Here is a 21265-nt window from a genome sequence, read left to right on the forward strand (position 1 = left end):
CACCCGCCGCGCCCCGCCGCGGCCGTACGAAGGCGTCCGCACCGCGCGCCCGGAGTCCGCGTCCGGCGTCCGCACCGCGACCCCGGCACCCGCGCCCGGCGGCCGGTCCCGGCGCCGGCGCCCGGGCCGCCGACCGTGCCGGACGCTCGTGCCAAGCTGCCCGCATGGTCATCCTCCGATCCGCCGCCCTGTTCGTCGTCGCCGCGTTGTTCGAGATCGGCGGCGCCTGGCTGGTCTGGCAGGGGCTGCGCGAGCATCGCGGCTGGCTCTGGGTCACCGGCGGCGTCCTCGCGCTCGGCGCCTACGGATTCGTCGCCACCTTCCAGCCGGACGCCCACTTCGGCCGCATCCTCGCCGCGTACGGCGGGATCTTCGTGGCCGGTTCGATCGCCTGGGGCGTGGTCGCGGACGGTTACCGGCCCGACCGCTGGGACATCACCGGGGCGCTGATCTGCCTGGCCGGCATGGCCGTGATCATGTGGGCACCCCGCGGCAGCTGATTCGCCCCGGCCCGCCGACGACCCCGGCCCGCCCACGACCGGGCCGGACGCCCACCCACCACGCACGACCGGCCCGGACGCCCACCCACCATCCACATCCACACCCCGGCCGGGCACCCACACACCATCGATGACCAGGCCGGACGCCCGCTCGCCGCCGGGGCGGCGCGAGAAGATCACCCACCCCATTCTCCCACCCGGACGCCCGCCTATCCTGGCGAGGAAGTACCGACCCGTGGCCCCACACCGGCGTGGCGCCCGCCCGCACCGCGCACGAGGAGCAGTCGTATGACGCCGTCCGCCACGTCACGTATCGCCGTCGTCACCGGTGCCAGCAGCGGGATCGGGGCCGCCACGGCCCGCCGGCTCGCGGCCGAGGGCTACCGCGTCGTCGTCACCGCCCGCCGCAAGGACCGTATCGAGGCGCTCGCCGAGGAGATCGAGGCGGCGGGCCACTCGGCCATGGCGTACCAGCTCGACGTCACCGACCGTGCCGCCGTCGACGAGTTCGCCACGGCGTTCAAGACGATCGGCGTCCTGGTGAACAACGCGGGCGGCGCGCTCGGCCTGGACCCGGTGGCCACCGGCGACCCCGCGGACTGGCGTCGGATGTACGAGACGAACGTCATCGGCACGCTGAACCTGACCCAGGCCCTGCTGCCCAAGCTCGTCGCGAGCGGCGACGGCACGGTCGTGGTCGTCTCGTCGACCGCGGGCCACGGCACGTACGAGGGGGGCGGCGGCTATGTCGCCGCCAAGCACGGCTCGCACGTCCTCGCGGAGACGCTCCGCCTGGAGATCGTCGGACAGCCGGTGCGGGTTGTCGAGGTCGCGCCCGGCATGGTCAGGACCGAGGAGTTCGCCCTGACCCGCTTCGGCGGCGACGAGGAACGCGCGGCCAAGGTCTACCAGGGTGTCGCCGAGCCCCTCACGGCCGACGACGTCGCCGACACGATCGCGTGGGCGGTCACCCGCCCCGCCCACGTCAACATCGACCTGCTGGTGGTCCGCCCGCGCGCCCAGGCCTCCAACACGAAGGTCCACCGGGAGCAGTGACGACGACGGAGGCCCCACCGGGAGCCTCCGCACCGTCCCGAAGCCGCACCGTCCCCCGACGCCCGGCCCACCCCCGAAGCCACACCGTCCCCCCGAGCCCGGCCCACCCCCGAAGCCACACCGTCCCCCCGAGCCCGGCCCACCCCCGAAGCCACACCGTCCCCCCGAGCCCGGCCCACCCCCGAAGCCACACCGTCCCCCCGAGCCCGGCCCACCCCCGAAGCCACACCGTCCCCCCGAGCCCGGCCCACCCCCGAAGCCGCACCGTCCCCCGAAGCCGCACCGTCCCCCGACGCCACACCGTCCCCCGAGCCCGGCCCGGCTCCCGAAGCCACCCCCTCACCCGTGCCGACGGGCCCAGCGGCTCAGCCCTAGCCCTTCACGCACACGAACTGCTTCAGCTTCGCCACCACCTCGACCAGATCCCGCTGCTGGTCGATGACCTGGTCGATCGGCTTGTAGGCACTCGGGATCTCGTCCACCACACCGGAGTCCTTGCGGCACTCGACACCGCGTGTCTGCTCCTCCAGGTCCTTCGTCGTGAACCGGCGCTTCGCGGCGTTGCGGCTCATGCGCCGGCCGGCCCCGTGGGACGCCGAGTTGAAGGCCTTCTCGTTGCCGAGGCCCTTCACGATGTACGAGCCGGTGCCCATGGAGCCGGGAATGATCCCGTACTCACCGGAGCCGGCCCGGATCGCGCCCTTGCGGGTCACGAGCAGGTCCATGCCCTCGTACCGCTCCTCGGCCACGTAGTTGTGGTGTGCGCTGATCTCGGGCTCGAAGGCCGGCCTGGCCTTCTTGAACTCCTTGCGGATCACGTCCTTCAGGAGCGCCATCATGATCGAGCGGTTGCGCCGGGCGTACTCCTGCGCCCAGAACAGGTCGTTGCGGTAGGCCGCCATCTGCGGGGTGTCCGCGACGAAGACGGCGAGGTCGCGGTCGACCAGGCCCTGGTTGTGCGGGAGCTTCTGGGCCACGCCGATGTGATGCTCGGCGAGTTCCTTGCCGATGTTGCGGGAGCCGGAGTGCAGCATCAGCCACACCGAGCCCTCGGTGTCGAGGCACAGCTCGATGAAGTGGTTGCCGGAGCCCAGCGTCCCCATCTGCTTGGTCGCCCGCTCCTCGCGGAACCGCACCGCCTCGGCGACGCCGCCGAACCGCCCCCAGAAGTCGTCCCACCCGCCGGTGGGGAACCCGTGCAGCCGCCCGGGGTCCACCGGGTCGCCGTGCATCCCGCGTCCGACCGGGATCGCCTGCTCGACCTTCGACCGCAGCCGGGACAGGTCACCGGGCAGATCGTTGGCGGTCAAGGAAGTCTTCACCGCGGACATCCCGCAGCCGATGTCGACGCCCACCGCGGCGGGGCAGACGGCGCCCTGCATCGCGATGACCGACCCGACCGTCGCGCCCTTTCCGTAGTGCACGTCCGGCATGACGGCCAGGCCCTTGATCCACGGCAGGGTCGCGACGTTCCGCAGCTGCTGGAGCGCCACGTCCTCGACCGTCGCCGGGTCCGTCCACATCCGGATCGGTACCTTCGCCCCCGCGATCTCCACGTACGACATATCGTCCCCATTCCCCCGAAAACCAGACAGAAGTCTTAAAACACAAATCCGGCGCCAAGGTCTACATAAAGGACAACGGACCGGCGTTCACGGCTGTGCGTGCGATACACATTGTCTCCAGTCAGCACCCCCGTGCGGCAACCGAATAACCAGCGGGGACACTGGCAGACCAGGTAAGCGAGCCACCGTGGAGAGGAGCCTGACCGTGCAGCGGAAGGCGTACGTAACGGGCGTCGCCGCACTCCTCGCGGTGCTGCTGGCCGGCTGCACCGGCGGCCCCGCCGACGGTGACGTCACGGACGGCGCCAACCCCGGCTCGGGCACGGCGACCGCGGCGGCCGAACCGGGCCGCTACCGCACCCTCCCCAACGCGTGCGCCGTGGTCCGGCAGGACACGCTCGACACCCTCCTGCCCGGCATAAAGCAGATCGCCGACGAACGCGGGCGCGACACGGCCTACGACGGCGAGCCGACGCTCACCTACGACAACGACCGCAAGGTCGGCTGCCGCTGGAAGGTCGAGTCCACCTCCGCCACCGACCACCTGTCCGTCGACTTCGAGCGCGTGGTCTCCTACGACAACGCCGTCAGCGACGACAGCCAGGCCGAGCAGCTGTTCGCGGCCATGCGGACGGCGGCCGACCTGCCCGAGCCCGCCACGCCGCAGTCGCCGCCGCCGTCGCCGTCTGCGCCGTCGTCCACGCCCCAGGGGGCCGCCGGCGCCACGTCCTCCCCCGGCGCTCCGGACGGCCCGGGGGGCGACGCGTCCACCTCTCCGAGCGGCAGCCCGAGCGTCACCCCGACCGACCTTCAGCCCCGCGTCCTGGACGGCCTGGGCGACGAGGCGTACCTCGACGACGAGCTCGCCAGCTCCGGTTCGACGGCCAAACAGCGCACGGTGACTGTGGCGTTCCGCACGTCCAACGTCATCGTGACCGTCGCCTACGAGGAGCAGCCGACCACCGTCGGTGTCGTCCCGGACAGCAAGGAAATGCAGGACAGGGCCCGGAATCTGGCCTCGCGGCTGGCCGACTCGCTCGCTGAATGAGGCCTCTCCGGACCCGTGTGCAAAGCGGGTGAAGCGGGTTCGCACAGTTCCTTCACCGCGTACCGTGGCCCCTCGGACCCGATCCGGACGCCGGCGCCACCGGCGGCACCGGGACCCATCCGACCTCAGGAACCACGAGCGTGATGAGTGAAGGAACCATGCAGCGACGAGCACAGCGAGCCGACCTGGAGGTACCCGCGACGCCTTCGAGGCAGGGCGGGACCGACCGGCGCGCCCGGCGGACCGGCCGTCTGAACCGCGCCCTTGTCTGCGCGGCGGCCGTACCCACGATGCTGATCGCCGCCGGCTGCTCCTCGGACTCCGGCTCCGGCGACGACGCCAAGAAGGCTTCCGAGAGCGCGTCGAGCGCGACCGCGAGCCCCTCGCCCACCGTGCAGGCCGCGGCGTACTCGAAGTTGCCCGAGGCCTGCCAGGTGCTGTCGAAGAAGACCCTGGGCGAACTCGTACCGAAGGGCTCGAAGTCGGGCAAGGAAGGCAAGTCCGACGATCTGTCGACGCGGGCCAGTTGCTCCTGGGACAGCCTCGACAACAACGGTGTCGACGGCTCCCAGTTCCGCTGGCTGAACGTCTCGATGCTGCGCTTCGAGTCGGACGCCGCCCGCGGCTCCGGCGACGAACTGGCGCGGGAGTACTACGCGAAGCAGGTCAAGGACGCCCAGTCCGCGGCGGGCGCCAAGAACGCCAAGACCGAGTCGCTCGGCGGAACCGGCGACCAGGCGACGGCGGTGCGCTACGACCTGAAGAAGAAGGAAGGCGCCTTCAAGCAGCAGACGGTCGTCGCGCGCGTCGAGAACGTCGTCGTCACCGTCGACTACAACGGCGCGGGGCTGGCCGGCGACAAGACGCCCGACGCCGGCGACCTGATGAAGGTGGCGAAGAAGGCGGCCGGGGAAGCGGTGGGCTCGGTGAGCGAGGCGAACGGCGGGAGTGACTCGGGCGGTTCCTCCGACGCCTCCAAGTCCCCCTCGAAGTCGGCTGGTTCGTCCGAATCGTCCGCCGGCAAGGCCTGACGGACGCCACCGGAAAAGTCACGGAAGGGCCGACGGAACCGATCCGGCCACCCGGCCCCCGCACAGATGTGCCACCCTGTGGGCGCGCAACAAGACGCACTGGGAGGGGAGTACGGGTGGCCGCGCCACTACAGTTGACACGGATGCACCGCATTCTCATCGGCGTGGTCGTCTTCGGCGCCGTGATCATCGCGGGCATCGGCTTCGCGGGTTCGTACGCGGCCGTTCGCACACTGGCCGTCAAGAAGGGCTTCGGGGACTTCAGTTACGTCTTCCCGATCGGCATCGACGCGGGTATCTGCGTCCTGCTGGCCCTGGACCTGCTGCTGACCTGGATCCGCATACCCTTCCCGCTGCTGCGGCAGACAGCCTGGCTGCTGACGGCGGCGACGATCGCCTTCAACGGCGCGGCGGCCTGGCCGGACCCGCTCGGCGTGGGCATGCACGGCGTCATCCCGATCCTCTTCGTGGTGTCGGTCGAGGCCGCCCGCCACGCGATCGGCCGGATCGCCGACATCACCGCGGACAAGCACATGGAGGGCGTCCGCCTCACCCGCTGGCTGCTCTCCCCCGTGCCCACGTTCCTGCTCTGGCGCCGGATGAAGCTGTGGGAGCTGCGCTCCTACGACCAGGTGATCAAGCTGGAGCAGGAACGCCTCGTCTACCAGGCCCGCCTGCGCTCCCGCTACGGCCGCGCCTGGCGCCGCAAGGCCCCCGTCGAGGCCCTGATGCCCCTGCGCCTGGCCAAGTACGGCGTCCCCCTCGCGGAGACGGCCCCCTCGGGCCTGGCCGCCGCGGGTATCGACCCCGTCCTGATCCCCCCGGCGCCCCAGCACGAGCTTCCCGCAGCACCGGCCGGCGTGGACGTCACCGTGCACCGTCCCGCGCCCGAGACGGCACCGGACCGGGCGACGGCCCAGGCGCCGGCCCCGCACGGCGGACCGCGCCGCCAGGGCGACGGCGCCCCCGACATGGAGTTCCCGGACGACGTGGTGGGGCCGGAGCAGAACCCGTGGCTGCACGCCCGGGACCCGCAGACGGTGGAGTACCACGGCGACTACGACCCCGCGTACGACCCCGCCGCCTACGAGCAGTGGTTCGCGGAGCAGCAGCAGGCCGAGCAGTACCAGGACCAGTACCGCCTGGAGCCCTCCCCCGAGGACACCGGCACCTTCCCCATCCCGGTGGGCCCCAACCGCACCAGGGAGCTGGGCGAGGGCGGCGGCACCCCCGAACCGCAGGAGCCGGACGAGGAGGCCTACTACCAGGTCTTCAAGCAGTCGATCAACGGCAGCTACCCGACCCCGCGGGAGTTCGGCGAGAACGTGGAGGCCGAGTTCACCAGGACCCTCCCGCCGGAGGAGGCCAAGCGCCTGGTCACCCGGTTCACCAACCGCTACAACGCGGAACTGGAAGAGGACCACATCGCCTAGCCGCCCGGCGGCGAATACGCAAAAGGCCCTCGTACGCTCCCGTACGAGGGCCTTTTGCGTCGTGCCGGAGCCCGGGGCTCAGGCCCCGAGGAGCCTGCGCACCCGCTCCTGCCCCACCGCGAGCAGCAGCGTGGGCAGCCGGGGCCCGGTGTCCCGGCCCACCAGCAGGTGGTACAGCAGCGCGAAGAACGTCCGCTGGGACGTCTTGATCTCCGGCGGCAGCTCCTTCGGCGTGGCGTCCGCCGGGAACCCGGCCTGCACCTTCGGCACGCCGTAGACGAGGTGCGTCAGCCCGTCGAGCGACCAGTGCTCCGCCAGCCCGTCGAGCAGCAGCCGCAGCGAACCCTGCGCCTGGTCGTCGAGCGACTTCAGCAGCTCGGCGTCGGGCTCGTCACGGACGATGGTGCGCTGGTCGGCCGGCACCTGCGTGTTGATCCACGCCTCGGCCTTGTCGAACCGGGGCCGCACCACGTCGAGCGAGCTGAGCGGCTGCTCCGGGTCGAGCTCGGACAGGATCCGCAGCGCCTGGTCCTCGTGACCGGCCGTGATGTCCGCGACCGAGGCGAGCGTCCGGTACGGCATCGGCCGCGGCGTACGCGGCAGCTCAGCGCCGGCCGTGCCGACGGCCCGCGCGTGCGCCGCGACGTCACCGGGCAGCGCCGAACCGTCGGCGACCTTGGCGTCGAGCTTGTCCCACTCGTCGTACAGCCGCTGGATCTCCTGGTCGAAGGCGATCTTGAACGACTGGTTGGGCCGGCGGCGCGCGTACAGCCAGCGCAGCAGCTGGGGCTCCATGATCTTCAGGGCGTCGGCGGGCGTCGGCACACCGCCGCGCGACGACGACATCTTCGCCATGCCGCTGATGCCCACGAAGGCGTACATCGGGCCGATCGGCTGCTTGCCGCCGAAGATCCCGACGATCTGCCCGCCGACCTGGAAGGACGACCCGGGAGAGGAGTGGTCGACACCGCTCGGCTCGAACACCACGCCCTCGTAGGCCCAGCGCATCGGCCAGTCGACCTTCCAGACCAGCTTGCCGCGGTTGAACTCGTTCAGCCGGACGGTCTCCGAGAAGCCGCACGCCGTGCAGGCGTACGTCAGCTCGGTGGTCGTGTCGTCGTACGCGGTGACGGTCGTCAGGTCCTTCTCGCAGTTGCCGCAGTACGGCTTGTACGGGAAGTAGCCCGCGGAGCCGGAGCTGCCGTCGTCCTCGGCGGCGGCGCCCGAACCCTCCTCGGCCTCCAGCTCGGCCTCGTCGACGGGCTTCTGCCCCTTCTTCGCGCCGCCCTTCGGCTTGGTCCGGTACTGCGCCAGGACCGCGTCGATGTCGCCGCGGTGCTTCATGGCGTGCAGGACCTGCTCCCGGTACACCCCCGAGGTGTACTGCGCGGTCTGGCTGATGCCGTCGAACTCGACGCCCAGCTCCGCCAGCGACTCGACCATGGCCGCCTTGAAGTGCTCGGCCCAGTTCGGGTGGGCGGAGCCCTTGGGCGCCGGCACGGAGGTCAGCGGCTTGCCGATGTGCTCGGCCCAGGACTCGTCGACCCCGGCGACCCCGGCGGGCACCTTCCGGTACCGGTCGTAGTCGTCCCAGGAGATCAGGTGCCGCACCTGGCGGCCGCGCCGGCGGATCTCGTCCGCGACGAGGTGCGGGGTCATGACCTCCCGCAGATTGCCCAGGTGAATCGGACCGGAGGGCGACAGCCCCGACGCGACGACAACGGGTTTGCCCGGGGCCCGGCGCTCCGACTCCTCGATGACCTCATCCGCGAAACGGGAGACCCAGTCGGCGGTCTCGGTGCTCTGACCCACGATCGGCACGTCCTTCTTTCTCCAGATGCAACCGGCACGTCAACGGCTGCCACCCCCATTCTCCCAGCAACCCCGCCAACCAGGAAAACCCCTTTTCACCACCCCCGCAGTGAGCGAGGAACCACACGCCCAGCCCCCACCCACCCGCAGGAAACCCGCACGCCCAACCCCCACCGATCAGGGGCGCGGGGAACCGCGCGCCCAGCCCCCCACGACCCGCACCGAACCCGTGCGCCCACCCCCACCTCTCAGGGGCGCGGGGAACTGCGCAACACCCCCCACCCACCCGCAGGAAACCCGCACGCCCAACCCCCACCGATCAGGGGCGCGGGGAACTGCGCAACACCCCCCACCCACCCGCAGGGAACCCGCACGGAACTCCGCACAAGAAGAACCCCTTCACCCCCCATGGGATACTGACCGTGTCTATCCGCACCCACGAGGAGAACGGCACCCACCCCATGGCCCCGGTCACGTCCCTCACCGCCTCCGTCACCCAGCACCTCACCGACGCCCTCACCTCCGCCCTGCCGGAGGCCCCCGGCGTCGACCCCCTGCTGCGACGAAGCGACCGGGCCGACTTCCAGGCCAACGGAATCCTCGCCCTCGCGAAGAAGGCCAAGGCCAACCCCCGCGAGCTCGCGACCCAGGTCGTCTCCCGGATCGTCACCGGCGACGTGATCAAGGACGTCGAGGTCTCCGGCCCCGGCTTCCTGAACATCACCCTCACCGACCGCGCGATCACCGAGAACCTCGCCGCACGCGCCGCCGACCCGGACGCCCGCCTCGGCGTCCCGCACGCCGAGCACCCCGGCACCACGGTCATCGACTACGCCCAGCCGAACGTGGCGAAGGAGATGCACGTCGGCCACCTGCGCTCCGCGGTGATCGGCGACTCGGTCGTCCAGCTCCTGGAGTTCACCGGCGAGAACGTGGTCCGGCGCCACCACATCGGCGACTGGGGCACCCAGTTCGGCATGCTCATCCAGTACCTGGAGGAGCACCCGCACGAGCTGGACCACAAGTCGGGCGAGGACCTCCAGGAGTCCGGCCAGGCCGCGATGTCGAACCTCGACCGGCTGTACAAGGCCGCCCGCAGGAAGTTCGACGCGGACGACGAGTTCAAGACGCGGGCCCGGCGCCGGGTGGTCGACCTCCAGGCCGGCGACCCGACGACGCTGGCCATGTGGCAGAAGTTCGTCGACGAGTCGAAGATCTACTTCTTCTCGGTCTTCGAGAAGCTGGACATGGAGATCCGGGACCCGGACATCGTCGGCGAGTCGGGCTACAACGACATGCTCGCCGAGACCTGCCGCCTCCTGGAGGAGTCCGGCGTCGCCGTCCGCTCCGAGGGCGCGCTCTGCGTCTTCTTCGACGACATCAAGGGCCCGGACGGCAACCCGGTCCCGCTGATCGTGCAGAAGTCGGACGGCGGCTACGGCTACGCGGCGACCGACCTGTCGGCGATCCGGGACAGGGTCTTCAACCTGAAGGCGAACAGCCTCATCTATGTCGTGGACGCCCGCCAGTCCCTCCACTTCAAGATGGTCTTCGAGACGGCCCGCAAGGCGGGCTGGCTCAACGACGACGTGAAGGCGTACCAGCTGGCCTTCGGCACGGTCCTCGGCAAGGACGGCAAGCCGTTCAAGACCCGTGAGGGCGAGACCGTGCGGCTGGTCGACCTGCTGGACGAGGCGATCGACCGGGCCACGGCGGTGGTGCGGGAGAAGGACACCCAGCGGCAGCTCTCCGAGGAGGAGATCGCCGAGCGCGGCGCCCAGGTGGGCATCGGCGCGGTGAAGTACGCGGACCTGTCGACCTCGGCGAACCGGGACTACAAGTTCGACCTGGACCAGATGGTCTCGCTCAACGGTGACACGTCCGTGTACCTCCAGTACGCGTACGCCCGTATCCAGTCCATCCTGCGCAAGGCCGGCGAGGTCCGCCCGGCCGCGCACCCGGAGCTGGAGCTGCACGAGGCCGAGCGGGCGCTGGGCCTGCACCTGGACGCCTTCGCGGAGACGCTCGCGGAGGCGGCGGCGGAGTACGCCCCGCACAAGCTGGCGGCGTACCTCTACCAGCTGGCCTCGCTGTACACGTCCTTCTACGACAAGTGCCCGGTGCTGAAGGCCGAGACTCCCGCCCAGGTCGAGAACCGCCTCTTCCTCTGCGACATCACGGCCCGGACCCTGCACCAGGGCATGGCCCTGCTGGGCATCCGGACGCCCGAGCGCCTCTGAGCACCGGCACACCGTCTACGGGCGGGCGGGACGCGTGAACTCGCACCACACCACCTTGCCGAGTTCACGCTCCCGCACCCCCCATTTGTCGGACAGCGCGGCGACGAGCAGCAACCCGCGCCCGCCCTCGTCCGCCTCGTCGGCGACGCGCGGGCTGCCCGGCCCGCTGTCGTGCACCTCCACCCGCAGGACGACGCCGTCGTACCGCAGGAACACCAGGAACTGACGGCCCGGCGGTACGCCGTGCAGCAACGCGTTGGTGGCCAGCTCGCTCACGCACAGCAGCACGTCGTCGCCCCGCTCGGAGTCCGCGAGCCCCCAGCCGGTCAGGCTCTCGTGGGCGAACTGCCGTGCGGCGGGCACGGATCGGCGCTCACGCTGGAAGAACCGCTCGCGCAGAGGCGGGAGTTGGGTTGTCTCGTTCACGGGACGAGAGTTGCGGAGAGTCACTACGGTTGATCAGTGCGTGAGGCCGTACAGATTTTTTGTACGGGTTCATACGGGGTCACGTACGGGCACGCGTGGGGAGTTGGACCAGCATGAACTCCAGGAAGTCTCCGCGGAAGAAGAACCTTTCGGCCATGAAGATGCTCGGCGTCCAGCTCGGCACGGCGCGTCGGGCCGCCGGTTACACCCAACGGGCGCTGGCCGAACGGCTGGCCGTCGACGAGGAGACCCTCGCGTCGATCGAGCAGGGCCGACGACCACTCAAACCCGACCTCGCGGAGTTACTGGACCAGGTCCTGGGCCTGAGGGGCGTACTGGCGGCGGGCGTGGACAACCTGCCGGAGATCGACCAGTTCCCGATGTGGGCGGAGCTGTACATGGAACACGAGCGTGAGGCCATCACCCTGTCCTGGTACGACGCCCTGGTGCTCCCCGGCCTGCTCCAGACCGAGGCGTACGCCCGTGCCGTGTTGCGCAATCGCGTTCCCGCGTACGACGAGGACGAGGTGGCGACCCGTACGGCCGCGCGCGTGGCCCGCCAGGAGATCCTGCACCGGAAGTGCCCCCCGACGCTCAGCTTCATCGTCTGGGAGCCTGTGCTGCATCTGGCGATCGGCGGGGCGGAGGTGCAGGGCCGGCAGCTCCGGCATCTCCGCACGATCGCCGAACTCCCCTGCATCGCCTTGCAGTTCCTGCCGCTGTCCAGCCCATACAGCGCCGGGCTCAACGGTCCGTTCACACTTCTCGAAACCCCCGAACACCAGCACCTTGCCTACACCGAGTCCCAGCGCGGCAGCCAGTGGGTGTCTGACCCGGATGAGGTGTCCATCTTGTCGCGCAAGTATGCGATGCTGCGGACCCAGGCCCTGGCCCCCCAGGACTCCATGAGCCTGCTCGACCGCCTACTAGGAGAGCCATGAGCGCCGAAGCACTTCAGTGGTTCAAGTCGACCTACAGTAGCGACGAAGGCGGCGCCTGCCTCGAAGTCGCCTTCACCTGGCGCAAGTCCAGTTATAGCGGCGACGAAGGCGGCCAGTGCCTGGAGATCGCCACCTGCCCCCACACCGTCCACGTCCGCGACTCCAAGAACCCCGAGGACGGCCCCACGCTCCAGGTGGCGCCCGCCACTTGGGCCGCGTTCACGGAGTTCGCCGCGCTCTGAGGTCCCGGTCGTTCGGCTGTCAGTGGCTGGGCCTACAGTCACCGGCATGGCGACTCTCCCCAACGCGCTGCCCAAGCTGGTCTCCGACCCCACCGGCGGCACTCTCGGTCTGGCTCTCCCGCCCGGGAAACTGATCGACACGACGGACGACGGGCCGTGGCCCGAGCCGTTGCTGTGGCACGCGGAGCGGGCCGCCGCCACCGGTGACTGGGCGGGCGTGGAGCCGGCCCGGCGGACGGCCGGGCTGCTTCCGCTGCTGATCGACGTGGGCGGCGGCCAAGGGGGCCCGGAGGGCTGGGAGTTGATGCCCGACGAGGTGTCGTACCCGGGCGATCACGACCCGGAGGACGTCCTCGCGGAGTACTGGGAGGAGTGCGCGGCGGACGAGGCCGAGGGCGGCGAGGAGGGGGCAGGTGCCGAGTGGCCCGGTCTCGCGGCCGTGCCGGTGTCCGGGACCGCGCGGAATCCGAATGCCGACGAACTGGCCGCCGAGATAGCGGACTTCATCGTGACGGACGGGTCGTGGCTCAAGGAGCCGCGCCTCGCGCTCGTCCCGGCCCGCCGCAGCGCGGACATCCCGGCGGCGGTCGGCTGGTCGGGCCCGCTGAACCACGAGAACGACGTGGCCCGGCTCTGCGCGGTCCTCCGCTCGTGGGAGGACCGCTTCGGCATACGGGTCGTCGCGCTCACCTTCGACCAGCTGATCGTCTCGGTCGCGGCACCGCCCACCACCCGGGAGGAGGCGGAGGCGGTGGCCGTCGAGCACTTCGCCTTCTGCCCGGACAACATCCACCAGAGCAGCGAGCCCGGCCTCGGAGCGTACGCCGAGCACCTGATCGACCAGGAGATCTGGTCCTTCTGGTGGGACTGACGCGGGACGGGCGCGGCGGCCGGATCAGTCCTTGCCGGGCCCGCTGGAGATCTTGCGCACCCGCCGCCGCAGGGCGGGACCCAGGCGGACCATCACCCGCTTCTCGATACCGCCGACCCGGCGCTCCAGGACGCCGAGCTGCTTGCGCGTGGCGGCCAGCTCCGCGCGGGCGGCTTCGAGCAGGCGGGCGGTCTCGGCCGCCCGCCTCTCGGCGGCGGCCACCTTGCCGCGCAGTTCCTTGTTCTCCTTGACGCGCGTGTCGATCCGGGCGTTGGCCGCGGCGATCCGCTCGCGCAGCCGGGCGACGCGGTAGCGCATGTGGCCGTCGTCGGAGCCGTCCCACACCGGCATCGAGGCGGGCAGGTCGAGCGCGGCGAGGCGGGCGTCGAAGGCGGCGCCACCGTCGCCGTGGGTGTACGTGTTCTTCAGGTCGTTGCGGTCGAGGAAGGCGACGATCCGGTCGAACCGCTCGCTGTGCCCCTTGAACATCGCGGAGTAGTCGGCGCCCTCGTACAGCTCCCGCGGGTCGGTGTCGGCGGGCAGGCCGGACAGCGGGCGGTGCGGGATGCCGAAGTACCGGCACAGCTCCAGGGTGCGCGAGTCGTGGGTGAGCACGACCGCCGGGGTGCCGGCGAGCAGGGCGGCGATGTTGCCGTGGATGCGGGTGCCGTAGGCGAAGTCGTAGCCGCGCAGTTCGGCGATCCAGGTCGCCGGGTCCAACGGCATGCGCATCTTGTTCTCGCGCAGCAGGTCGTGGGTGAGCTGGAGCGGGAAGGGGTCCTCGACACCGGTCTCGGGGGTGAGGTCGCCCCACAGCAGCAGTTCGGCGTCGACGAGGTTCTGCGCGTAGTAGGTGACGTCCGGGTAGTTCTCCCAGGCGTGCCGGGCGATGCCGGAGATGTCGCCGACCGGGATCGCGTTCGGCGACAGGTTCAGGGCGATACGGGACGCCGAGGTCAGCTCGGCCGTCCGCAGCTCGGGAAACGTGTCACCGTGCAGGAACATCGACGGGCAGCCGATGATGTCGACCCGGTCGGCCGGAACGCCGAGACCGGTGAGGTAGCGGGCGGTCAGCTCGCCGCGGACACCGATCGACGCGGACCGCTCCAGGACCGCGGACGCGAAGCGCTTGACGGAGTCGGCCAGCGGGCCCAGCCGGTCCGTGGCGTAGTCGTCGGTGGTCTGGGCACCGACGCCGAAGACGACCACGGGGATGGTGAGCTGCTCGATCAGCGTGGACAGCCGGTCCAGCGAGGCCTGGAACTGCGGCCGGAAGGCATTGGCGAGCGGGACGACGAAGACGTCGTACTGCTCGTTGATCTCGGCCGCCCGGCGGGCGGACTGGTCGGTGCGGATCCCGTTCGAGGTGACCTCGGTGTCCGGCGCCGACAGCATCTTGTGCGCGGAATCACTGAAAAGCAGATTGCCAGTATTGGTCCCGATCAGGTCCTGCTGAATGAATTCCGTGGGTCCGGCGACCCTGAAAGGGCTCTTTCCGGAACGTATCAAGATGCGCTTCACGCGCTGACCCTACAGAGGGGTAAATGGAGAGTGAAGCCTGCGTCATGAAGATGTGATGAATCCGCGGGCCGCGCCCGTCGAGCCCTCTCGGATCTCCTCCGACCCCCGGACGCGGGCCCACGCCGCAGGTCCCGGACTACGCCAGCTTCCGGGCCACTTCGGTCGCCCAGTAGGTGAGGATGTTCTGCGCCCCGGCCCGCTTGATGCCGGTCAGCGTCTCCAGGATCGCCCGGTCCCGGTCCACCCAGCCCCGCTCCGCGGCGGCCTCGACCATCGAGTACTCCCCGGAGATCTGGTAGGCGGCCACGGGCACGTCCACCGCGTCCGCGACCCGCGCCAGGACGTCGAGGTAGGGACCGGCGGGCTTCACCATCACCATGTCGGCCCCCTCCTCCAGGTCGAGGGCCAGCTCCCGCATCGACTCCCGCACATTGGCGGGGTCCTGCTGGTAGGTCTTGCGGTCGCCCTTGAGGGAGGACCCGACGGCCTCACGGAAGGGACCGTAGAAGGCGGACGAGTACTTGGCGGTGTAGGCGAGGACGGCCACGTCCTCGCGGCCGATCTGGTCCAGCGCGTCGCGGACGACACCGATCTGCCCGTCCATCATGCCGCTCGGCCCGACGACATGGGCGCCGGCGTCGGCCTGCACCTGCGCCATCTCGGCGTAACGCTCCAGCGTGGCGTCGTTGTCGACACGCCCCTGCGCGTCGAGGACGCCGCAGTGGCCGTGGTCGACGGTCTCGTCCAGGCACAGGTCGGACATCACCAGCAGTTCGTCGCCGACCTCGGCGCGCACGTCCCGGAGGGCGACCTGGAGGATCCCGTCCGGGTCCGTACCCGGCGTACCGACCGCGTCCTTCTTGGACTCCTCCGGCACACCGAACAGCATGATCCCGGAGATCCCGGCCTCCACCGCCTCCAGCGCGGCCTTCTTCAGGCTGTCGCGGGTGTGCTGCACGACCCCGGGCATCGCCGCGATCGGCACCGGCTCGCGCACACCCTCCCGCACGAACGCGGGCAGGATGAAGTCGGCCGGATGCAGACGGGTCTCGGCGACCATGCGCCGCATCACGGGAGTGGTGCGCAGCCGCCGGGGACGCGTACCGGGAAAGGATCCGTACTTCGTCATACGCCTACGCTACGCCCGGCCGCACCCCGCCTTTGCCGACGCGGCGTCGGGCCCGCCGGAGCCCGCCGCGGGCGGCGGCGGGCGCGGCCGGCGGCGGGCCGCACGCCCACCCGGGCCCCGTGACAGGCCCGCCGGTCACGTCGTCCGGCGCCTGCGTGCTCCCGGCCGCCGCTCGCTCGGCCGCGTCACCGGGTCCCCGGCCTCCAGCGCCGCGGCGCGCCGCTTCATGCCGAAGTCGGCGAGCGCCTCCGCCAGCTTGTGCACGGACGGCTCGGGAGACATCACGTCCACCCGCAGTCCGTGCTCCTCGGCGGTCTTGGCCGTGGCCGGACCGATACAGGCGATCACGGTCACGTTGTGCGGCTTCCCGGCGATCCCCACCAGGTTCCGCACGGTGGACGACGACGTGAACAGCACCGCGTCGAAACCACCGCCCTTGATCGCCTCCCGGGTCTCCGCCGGCGGCGGCGACGCGCGCACGGTCCGGTAGGCCGTGACGTCGTCGACCTCCCAGCCCAGCTCGATCAGCCCGGCGACCAGCGTCTCCGTGGCGATGTCGGCCCGCGGCAGGAACACCCGGTCGATCGGGTCGAACACCGGGTCGTACGGCGGCCAGTCCTCGAGCAGACCGGCGGCCGACTGCTCCCCGCTCGGCACGAGGTCCGGCTTCACGCCGAAGGCGATCAGCGCCTTGGCCGTCTGCTCACCCACCGCGGCGACCTTGATGCCCGCGAACGCGCGGGCGTCGAGCCCGTACTCCTCGAACTTCTCCCGCACGGCCTTGACGGCGTTGACGGAGGTGAAGGCGATCCACTCGTACCGCCCGGTCACCAGCCCCTTGACCGCCCGCTCCATCTGCTGCGGCGTGCGCGGCGGCTCGACGGCGATCGTCGGCACCTCGTGCGGCACGGCCCCGTAGGACCGCAGCTGGTCGGAGAGCGACACCGCCTGCTCCTTCGTACGCGGCACGAGAACCTTCCAGCCGAACAGCGGCTTGGACTCGAACCACGACAACTGGTCGCGCTGGGCGGCGGCGGAGCGCTCACCGACCACGGCTATCACCGGTCGGCCGCCCTCCGGGGACGGCAGCACCTTCGCCTGCTTCAGCGTCTGCGCGATCGTGCCCAGCGTGGCGCTCCAGGTCCGCTGCCGGGTCGTCGTACCCGCGACGGTCACCGTCAGCGGGGTGTCGGGCTTGCGCCCCGCCGACACCAGCTCCCCGGCGGCGGCGGCCACCGCGTCCAGCGTCGTCGACACGACGACCGTACCGTCCGACGCCCCGACCTCGGTCCAGCACCGGTCGGAGGCCGTCCGGGCGTCCACGAACCGCACGTCCGCGCCCTGCGCGTCGCGCAGCGGCACACCGGCGTACGCGGGCACGCCGACCGCGGCCGCGACACCGGGCACCACCTCGAAGGGAACACCGGCCGCGGCGCAGGCGAGCATTTCGTCGGCCGCGTACGTATCAAGTCCCGGATCCCCGGACACCGCACGGACGACCCGCCTGCCGCCTCGCGCGGCCTCCATGACAAGATGTGCGGCATCCCGCACCGCGGGGACCGCAGCGGTTGTTGACGCGCCGTCAACAACCGTCAGCTGAGGCGCGCCTGTGCCCGGAACGGCGTCCGAGGAAGAACCCGGCTCCGTGTTCACGACGGCGACGCCAGGCCTGGCGTGCGTACGTACGACATCGAGCACATCGTGCTCGGCGACGAGGACGTCCGCGTTCGCCAGCGCCTCGACGGCGCGCAGAGTCAGCAGTCCCGGATCCCCGGGTCCGGCACCGAGGAAGGTGACGTGCCCGTGTTCCGGACCGGCGGCGGGAAGGGTGGTGGGGCTCAATGTGCTCGCTCCCCCATCAGACCGGCCGCGCCCTGGGCGAGCATCTCGGCGGCGAGTTCGCGGCCGAGTGCCACTGCCCGGTCGTGCGACTCGGGCACGGGACCGGTGGTGGACAGCTGCACCAGCGAGGAGCCGTCGGTCGTACCGACGACGCCGCGCAGGCGCATTTCCTTGACAGTCTGCCCGTCGGCCAGCAGGTCGGCCAAAGCACCCACAGGGGCGCTGCAACCGGCCTCCAGGGCGGCGAGCAGTGATCGTTCGGCGGTCACGGCGACCCTGGTGAGAGGGTCGTCGAGCTCACCGAGCGCGGCGATCAGGTCCGCGTCGTCCGCGGTGCACTCGATCGCCAGGGCCCCCTGGCCGGGGGCGGGCAGAACCGTGTCGACCGACAGGAAGTCGGTCACCTCGTCGCCGCGGCCGATCCGGTTCAGTCCGGCGGCGGCCAGCACGACGGCATCGAGCTCGCCGTCACGCACGTATCCGATGCGCGTGTCGACGTTGCCGCGGATCGGCACCGTCTCGATGTCCAGCCCATGGCCGCGCGCGTACGCGTTCAGCTGCGCCATCCGGCGCGGCGACCCCGTGCCGATGCGCGCGCCGCGCGGCAGATCGGTGAACTTCAGCGCGTCCCGCGCGACGATCACGTCCCGCGGGTCCTCGCGCTCGGGCACGGCGGCCAGCGCCAGCTCCGCGGGCTGCGTGGTCGGCAGGTCCTTCAGGGAATGCACCGCGAAGTCCACCTCGCCCCTGAGCAGGGCGTCGCGCAGCGCGGTCACGAACACACCGGTGCCACCGATCTGCGCGAGGTGTTCGCGGGAGACATCGCCGTACGTGGTGATCTCGACGAGCTCCACGGGCCGTCCGGTCACCTGGCTCACGGCATCCGCCACCTGCCCGGACTGGGCCATGGCGAGTTTGCTGCGCCTGGTCCCGAGCCTCAGTGCCTTGTCACTCATTGTGACCCTCGGTTCTTCTCGGTGCTGTCCTCGGCGCGGGAGACGGCGGCCACCGTCTCGGGGTCGAGGTCGAACAGGGTCCGCAGCGCGTCCGCGTACCCGGCGCCGCCGGGTTCGGCCGCGAGCTGCTTGACCCGTACGGTCGGCGCGTGCAGCAGCTTGTCCACCACACGGTGCACGGCCTGCCGGATCTCGCCGCGCTGCTTGTCGTCGAGACCGGGCAGCCGGCCGTCGAGCCGGGCGATCTCACCGGCGACGACGTCGGCGGCCATGGTCCGCAGGGCGACCACGGTCGGCGTGATGTGCGCGGCCCGCAGCGCCGCGCCGAAGGCGGCGACCTCGTCGGAGACGAGGTGGCGGACCTGGTCCACGTCGGCCGCCATCGGGGCGTCCGCGGAGGCCTCGGCCAGCGACTCGATGTCCACCAGGCGCACCCCGGTCAGCCGGTGCGCGGCCGCGTCGATGTCGCGCGGCATGGCCAGGTCGAGCAGATGGAGCACCGGCTCGGGCCGGGGCACCTCGGCGACCGGGTCGGGCCTGCGCAGCTCCGGCACCCGGCCGATGCTCGCCGCGGTCGCGGCCAGCGCGCTGATCAGCCCCGTCTCGGCCTCGGGCGTACGGCGGGCGGCCTCACGCCGGTCGACGGCGCTGCTCCCGGCCCAGGCGGCGTGCTGCTCCAGGGTCGCCGCGTCCATCCCGGCGACGGCGGCCTCACCCAGCACGGGGTAGCCCGGAGCCGTCAGGTCCAGCGGGCAGCCGTCCTCGGTGCCGACACCGGCAGGCGGCAGCGGCGTCTGCCGCGGCTCGGCCTTCGGCGCCGTACCGGGCCCCTCGCGGCCGTCCTCGTCGTCCTCCGGGGCGACGGCCGGGCCGGTGCGGCCCTCGATCGCGGCGGCGATCTCGTCGGCCGTGAGGACGAGCCCCGTCGCGCCGGTGCAGGAGACGGCCACGTCGGCACGTGTCAGCTCGGCCCGTACCGCGTCCATCGGTACCGCCCGGGCGGACACGTTCGTGTCGTCGGCCTGGTTCAGGATCTGCGCGAGACGCTCCGCGCGGTCGAGCGTGCGGTTGGCGATGACGACCTCGGCGACCCCGGCGCGCGCCAGCGTCGCGGCGGCCAGCGACGACATCGAACCCGCGCCGATGACCAGGGCACGCTTGCCGCGGGCCCACTTCTCGACGTCCTCGCCGGCGGCCAGCTGCTCCAGGCCGAAGGTGACCAGGGACTGGCCCGCGCGGTCGATACCGGTCTCGGAGTGGGCGCGCTTGCCGACCCGCAGGGCCTGCTGGAACAGATCGTTCAGCAGCCGGCCCGCGGTGTGCAGGTCCTGCGCGCGGGCGAGCGAGTCCTTTATCTGACCGAGGATCTGTCCCTCGCCCACGACCATCGAGTCGAGCCCGCAGGCCACCGAGAAGAGGTGGTGGACGGCCCGGTCCTCGTAGTGCACGTACAGGTAGGGCGTGAGCTCCTCCAGGCCGACCCCGCTGTGCTGGGCCAGCAGCGTGGACAGCTCGGCGACACCGGCGTGGAACTTGTCCACGTCGGCGTACAGCTCGATCCGGTTGCAGGTGGCCAGGACCGCGGACTCGGCGGCCGGCTCGGCGGCGACCGTGTCCTGGGCCAGCTTGACCTGGCCGTCCGCGGTCAGTGCCGCCCGCTCCAGCACGCTGACCGGAGCGCTGCGGTGGCTCAGCCCGACAACGAGAAGACTCATGCCGGCATCACGGCGGGTACGTCCCCGTCGGGCCCCTTGTCGGCGGACTGCTTGCGCGCGGCGGCGGCCGGGCCGGCCCCGTCGGACGCGGCCTCCTCGCCCGCCTTGCGCTGCTCGTGGAAGGCGAGGATCTGCAGCTCGATGGAGAGGTCGACCTTGCGCACGTCGACGCCGTCCGGCACGGACAGCACGGTCGGCGCGAAGTTCAGGATGGAGGTGACACCGGCACCCACGAGCCGCTCGCACACCTGCTGGGCGACGCCCGGCGGGGTGGTGATGACCCCGATGGAGACGCCGTGCTCCGAGATGATCCGCTCCATCTCGTCACTGTGCTGCACGGTGATCCCGGCGACCTGCTTGCCGGCCATCTCGGGATCGGCGTCGATCAGCGCGGCGACCCGGAAGCCACGGGAGGCGAACCCGCCGTAGTTGGCGAGCGCGGCGCCGAGGTTACCGATACCGACGATCACGACCGGCCAGTCCTGGGTCAGCCCCAGTTCACGGGAGATCTGGTAGACGAGATACTCGACGTCGTACCCCACACCGCGCGTCCCGTAGGAGCCCAGGTAGGAGAAGTCCTTGCGCAGCTTCGCGGAATTGACTCCCGCCGCCGCCGCGAGTTCCTCGGACGAGACCGTGGGAACCGAGCGCTCCGAGAGCGCGGTGAGGGCTCGGAGGTACAGCGGAAGACGGGCGACGGTGGCCTCGGGAATCCCTCGGCTGCGGGTCGCCGGTCGGTGAGTTCGGCCAGTTGCCACGGTGCTCCTGCGGGTAGAGCGGGGCTGTGGGCGGTCAAACGTTCCCGGACCGCCCCGTCGAATGCAGGCTATGTCTTTGTGAACGCGTGCACAAAGATTGTGTCCGATTTGCCCGGCCAACGTGACCGGGGTCACGCGCCCTTTCCTCAGGGTCAACACGGGGGCCAACACCGAACACT

At 71.2% G+C, this 21265-nt stretch carries 18 protein-coding genes; 9 read left to right on the forward strand and 9 right to left on the reverse strand.

Going from position 1 to position 21265, the window contains the following annotated elements; genetic code table 11:
* The first annotated feature begins 164 nt into the window (after positions 1–164).
* Together DN051_RS17715 and DN051_RS17720 are read left to right on the forward strand one after the other, a co-directional pair.
* Entirely contained in the window at positions 165–500 is a 336-nt protein-coding gene (locus DN051_RS17715; protein WP_053760461.1) for a YnfA family protein, read from the forward strand.
* A gap of 288 nt (positions 501–788) precedes the next feature.
* Positions 789–1556, forward strand: coding sequence for an SDR family NAD(P)-dependent oxidoreductase (locus DN051_RS17720; protein WP_053760460.1), 768 nt, complete (start codon positions 789–791; stop codon positions 1554–1556).
* A gap of 371 nt (positions 1557–1927) precedes the next feature.
* Here DN051_RS17720 and DN051_RS17725 read toward each other — a convergent pair whose 3' ends face one another.
* Positions 1928–3121: an RtcB family protein gene (locus DN051_RS17725; protein WP_053760459.1), complete on the reverse strand. Its 1194-nt coding sequence runs from the start codon at positions 3119–3121 to the stop codon at positions 1928–1930.
* 205 nt (positions 3122–3326) lie between these two features.
* Between DN051_RS17725 and DN051_RS17730 the strand changes: the two genes are divergently transcribed.
* The 3 genes from DN051_RS17730 (at position 3327) to DN051_RS17740 (ending at position 6633) form a co-directional block, all read left to right on the forward strand.
* On the forward strand, positions 3327–4169 hold the full coding sequence (locus DN051_RS17730) for a hypothetical protein (protein WP_053760458.1): 843 nt from the start codon (positions 3327–3329) through the stop codon (positions 4167–4169).
* Between the two features lie 158 nt (positions 4170–4327).
* The gene (locus tag DN051_RS17735) at positions 4328–5200 is read left to right on the forward strand and encodes a DUF3558 family protein (RefSeq protein ID WP_420709195.1); all 873 of its coding nucleotides are present in this window, start codon (positions 4328–4330) and stop codon (positions 5198–5200) included.
* A 143-nt stretch (positions 5201–5343) separates the two neighbouring features.
* Positions 5344–6633, forward strand: coding sequence for a DUF2637 domain-containing protein (locus tag DN051_RS17740; RefSeq protein ID WP_063797335.1), 1290 nt, complete (start codon positions 5344–5346; stop codon positions 6631–6633).
* Positions 6634–6711: 78 nt separating this feature from the next.
* Here the strand turns inward: DN051_RS17740 and lysS are convergent, their stop codons facing one another.
* Positions 6712–8454, reverse strand: a complete 1743-nt coding sequence (gene lysS / locus DN051_RS17745) for a lysine--tRNA ligase (protein ID WP_112439053.1) — start codon at positions 8452–8454, stop codon at positions 6712–6714.
* A gap of 452 nt (positions 8455–8906) precedes the next feature.
* Here lysS and argS point away from each other — a divergent pair, with 452 nt between their 5' ends.
* A complete protein-coding gene (gene argS / locus DN051_RS17750) occupies positions 8907–10685 on the forward strand; it encodes an arginine--tRNA ligase (RefSeq protein WP_112439054.1) in 1779 nt (592 codons plus the stop codon).
* A gap of 15 nt (positions 10686–10700) precedes the next feature.
* On the opposite strand, the gene DN051_RS17755 is transcribed toward argS, so the two are convergent.
* The gene (locus DN051_RS17755; RefSeq protein WP_112439055.1) at positions 10701–11111 is read right to left on the reverse strand and encodes an ATP-binding protein; all 411 of its coding nucleotides are present in this window, start codon (positions 11109–11111) and stop codon (positions 10701–10703) included.
* 113 nt (positions 11112–11224) lie between these two features.
* Here DN051_RS17755 and DN051_RS17760 point away from each other — a divergent pair, with 113 nt between their 5' ends.
* From DN051_RS17760 to DN051_RS17770, 3 genes are read left to right on the forward strand one after another with little or no spacing between them, the layout of a single operon-like run.
* Complete coding sequence (locus tag DN051_RS17760; RefSeq protein WP_112439056.1) at positions 11225–12052, forward strand: helix-turn-helix domain-containing protein; 828 nt, start codon at positions 11225–11227, stop codon at positions 12050–12052.
* Positions 12049–12294, forward strand: a complete 246-nt coding sequence (locus tag DN051_RS17765) for a DUF397 domain-containing protein (RefSeq protein ID WP_053764174.1) — start codon at positions 12049–12051, stop codon at positions 12292–12294. Before DN051_RS17760 ends, DN051_RS17765 begins: the two co-directional genes overlap by 4 nt.
* Positions 12295–12340: 46 nt before the next feature.
* Entirely contained in the window at positions 12341–13165 is an 825-nt protein-coding gene (locus tag DN051_RS17770) for a DUF4253 domain-containing protein (protein WP_112439057.1), read from the forward strand.
* A 24-nt stretch (positions 13166–13189) separates the two neighbouring features.
* Here the strand turns inward: DN051_RS17770 and DN051_RS17775 are convergent, their stop codons facing one another.
* From DN051_RS17775 to DN051_RS17800, 6 genes are all read right to left on the reverse strand, one after another.
* Positions 13190–14686: a polysaccharide pyruvyl transferase family protein gene (locus DN051_RS17775; RefSeq protein WP_112439058.1), complete on the reverse strand. Its 1497-nt coding sequence runs from the start codon at positions 14684–14686 to the stop codon at positions 13190–13192.
* 136 nt (positions 14687–14822) lie between these two features.
* Complete coding sequence (gene hemB / locus DN051_RS17780) at positions 14823–15815, reverse strand: porphobilinogen synthase (protein WP_053764172.1); 993 nt, start codon at positions 15813–15815, stop codon at positions 14823–14825.
* 135 nt (positions 15816–15950) lie between these two features.
* Positions 15951–17657, reverse strand: a complete 1707-nt coding sequence (locus DN051_RS17785; protein ID WP_053764171.1) for a bifunctional uroporphyrinogen-III C-methyltransferase/uroporphyrinogen-III synthase — start codon at positions 17655–17657, stop codon at positions 15951–15953.
* The gene (gene hemC, locus DN051_RS17790) at positions 17654–18613 is read right to left on the reverse strand and encodes a hydroxymethylbilane synthase (RefSeq protein WP_053764170.1); all 960 of its coding nucleotides are present in this window, start codon (positions 18611–18613) and stop codon (positions 17654–17656) included. The genes DN051_RS17785 and hemC overlap by 4 nt, the downstream gene beginning before the upstream one ends.
* Positions 18610–20328, reverse strand: a complete 1719-nt coding sequence (locus DN051_RS17795; protein WP_112439059.1) for a glutamyl-tRNA reductase — start codon at positions 20326–20328, stop codon at positions 18610–18612. The genes hemC and DN051_RS17795 overlap by 4 nt, the downstream gene beginning before the upstream one ends.
* The gene (locus DN051_RS17800) at positions 20325–21086 is read right to left on the reverse strand and encodes a redox-sensing transcriptional repressor Rex (RefSeq protein ID WP_053764168.1); all 762 of its coding nucleotides are present in this window, start codon (positions 21084–21086) and stop codon (positions 20325–20327) included. Before DN051_RS17800 ends, DN051_RS17795 begins: the two co-directional genes overlap by 4 nt.
* Positions 21087–21265 lie beyond the last annotated feature (179 nt).

The sequence above is a fragment of the Streptomyces cadmiisoli genome (genome assembly GCF_003261055.1).
Lineage (GTDB): Bacteria > Actinomycetota > Actinomycetes > Streptomycetales > Streptomycetaceae > Streptomyces > Streptomyces cadmiisoli.

Excerpts from the sequence above, each read along its gene's own strand:
- DN051_RS17715 (WP_053760461.1), top strand. The coding sequence starts at position 165 with ATGGTCATCCTCCGATCCGCCGCCCTGTTCGTCGTCGCCGCGTTGTTC.
- DN051_RS17720 (WP_053760460.1), top strand. The coding sequence starts at position 789 with ATGACGCCGTCCGCCACGTCACGTATCGCCGTCGTCACCGGTGCCAGC.
- DN051_RS17725 (WP_053760459.1), bottom strand. The coding sequence starts at position 3,121 with ATGTCGTACGTGGAGATCGCGGGGGCGAAGGTACCGATCCGGATGTGG.
- DN051_RS17735 (WP_420709195.1), top strand. The coding sequence starts at position 4,328 with ATGCAGCGACGAGCACAGCGAGCCGACCTGGAGGTACCCGCGACGCCT.
- DN051_RS17740 (WP_063797335.1), top strand. The coding sequence starts at position 5,344 with ATGCACCGCATTCTCATCGGCGTGGTCGTCTTCGGCGCCGTGATCATC.
- argS (WP_112439054.1), top strand. The coding sequence starts at position 8,907 with ATGGCCCCGGTCACGTCCCTCACCGCCTCCGTCACCCAGCACCTCACC.
- DN051_RS17760 (WP_112439056.1), top strand. The coding sequence starts at position 11,225 with ATGAACTCCAGGAAGTCTCCGCGGAAGAAGAACCTTTCGGCCATGAAG.
- DN051_RS17765 (WP_053764174.1), top strand. The coding sequence starts at position 12,049 with ATGAGCGCCGAAGCACTTCAGTGGTTCAAGTCGACCTACAGTAGCGAC.
- DN051_RS17770 (WP_112439057.1), top strand. The coding sequence starts at position 12,341 with ATGGCGACTCTCCCCAACGCGCTGCCCAAGCTGGTCTCCGACCCCACC.
- hemB (WP_053764172.1), bottom strand. The coding sequence starts at position 15,815 with ATGACGAAGTACGGATCCTTTCCCGGTACGCGTCCCCGGCGGCTGCGC.
- hemC (WP_053764170.1), bottom strand. The coding sequence starts at position 18,613 with ATGAGTGACAAGGCACTGAGGCTCGGGACCAGGCGCAGCAAACTCGCC.
- DN051_RS17795 (WP_112439059.1), bottom strand. The coding sequence starts at position 20,328 with ATGAGTCTTCTCGTTGTCGGGCTGAGCCACCGCAGCGCTCCGGTCAGC.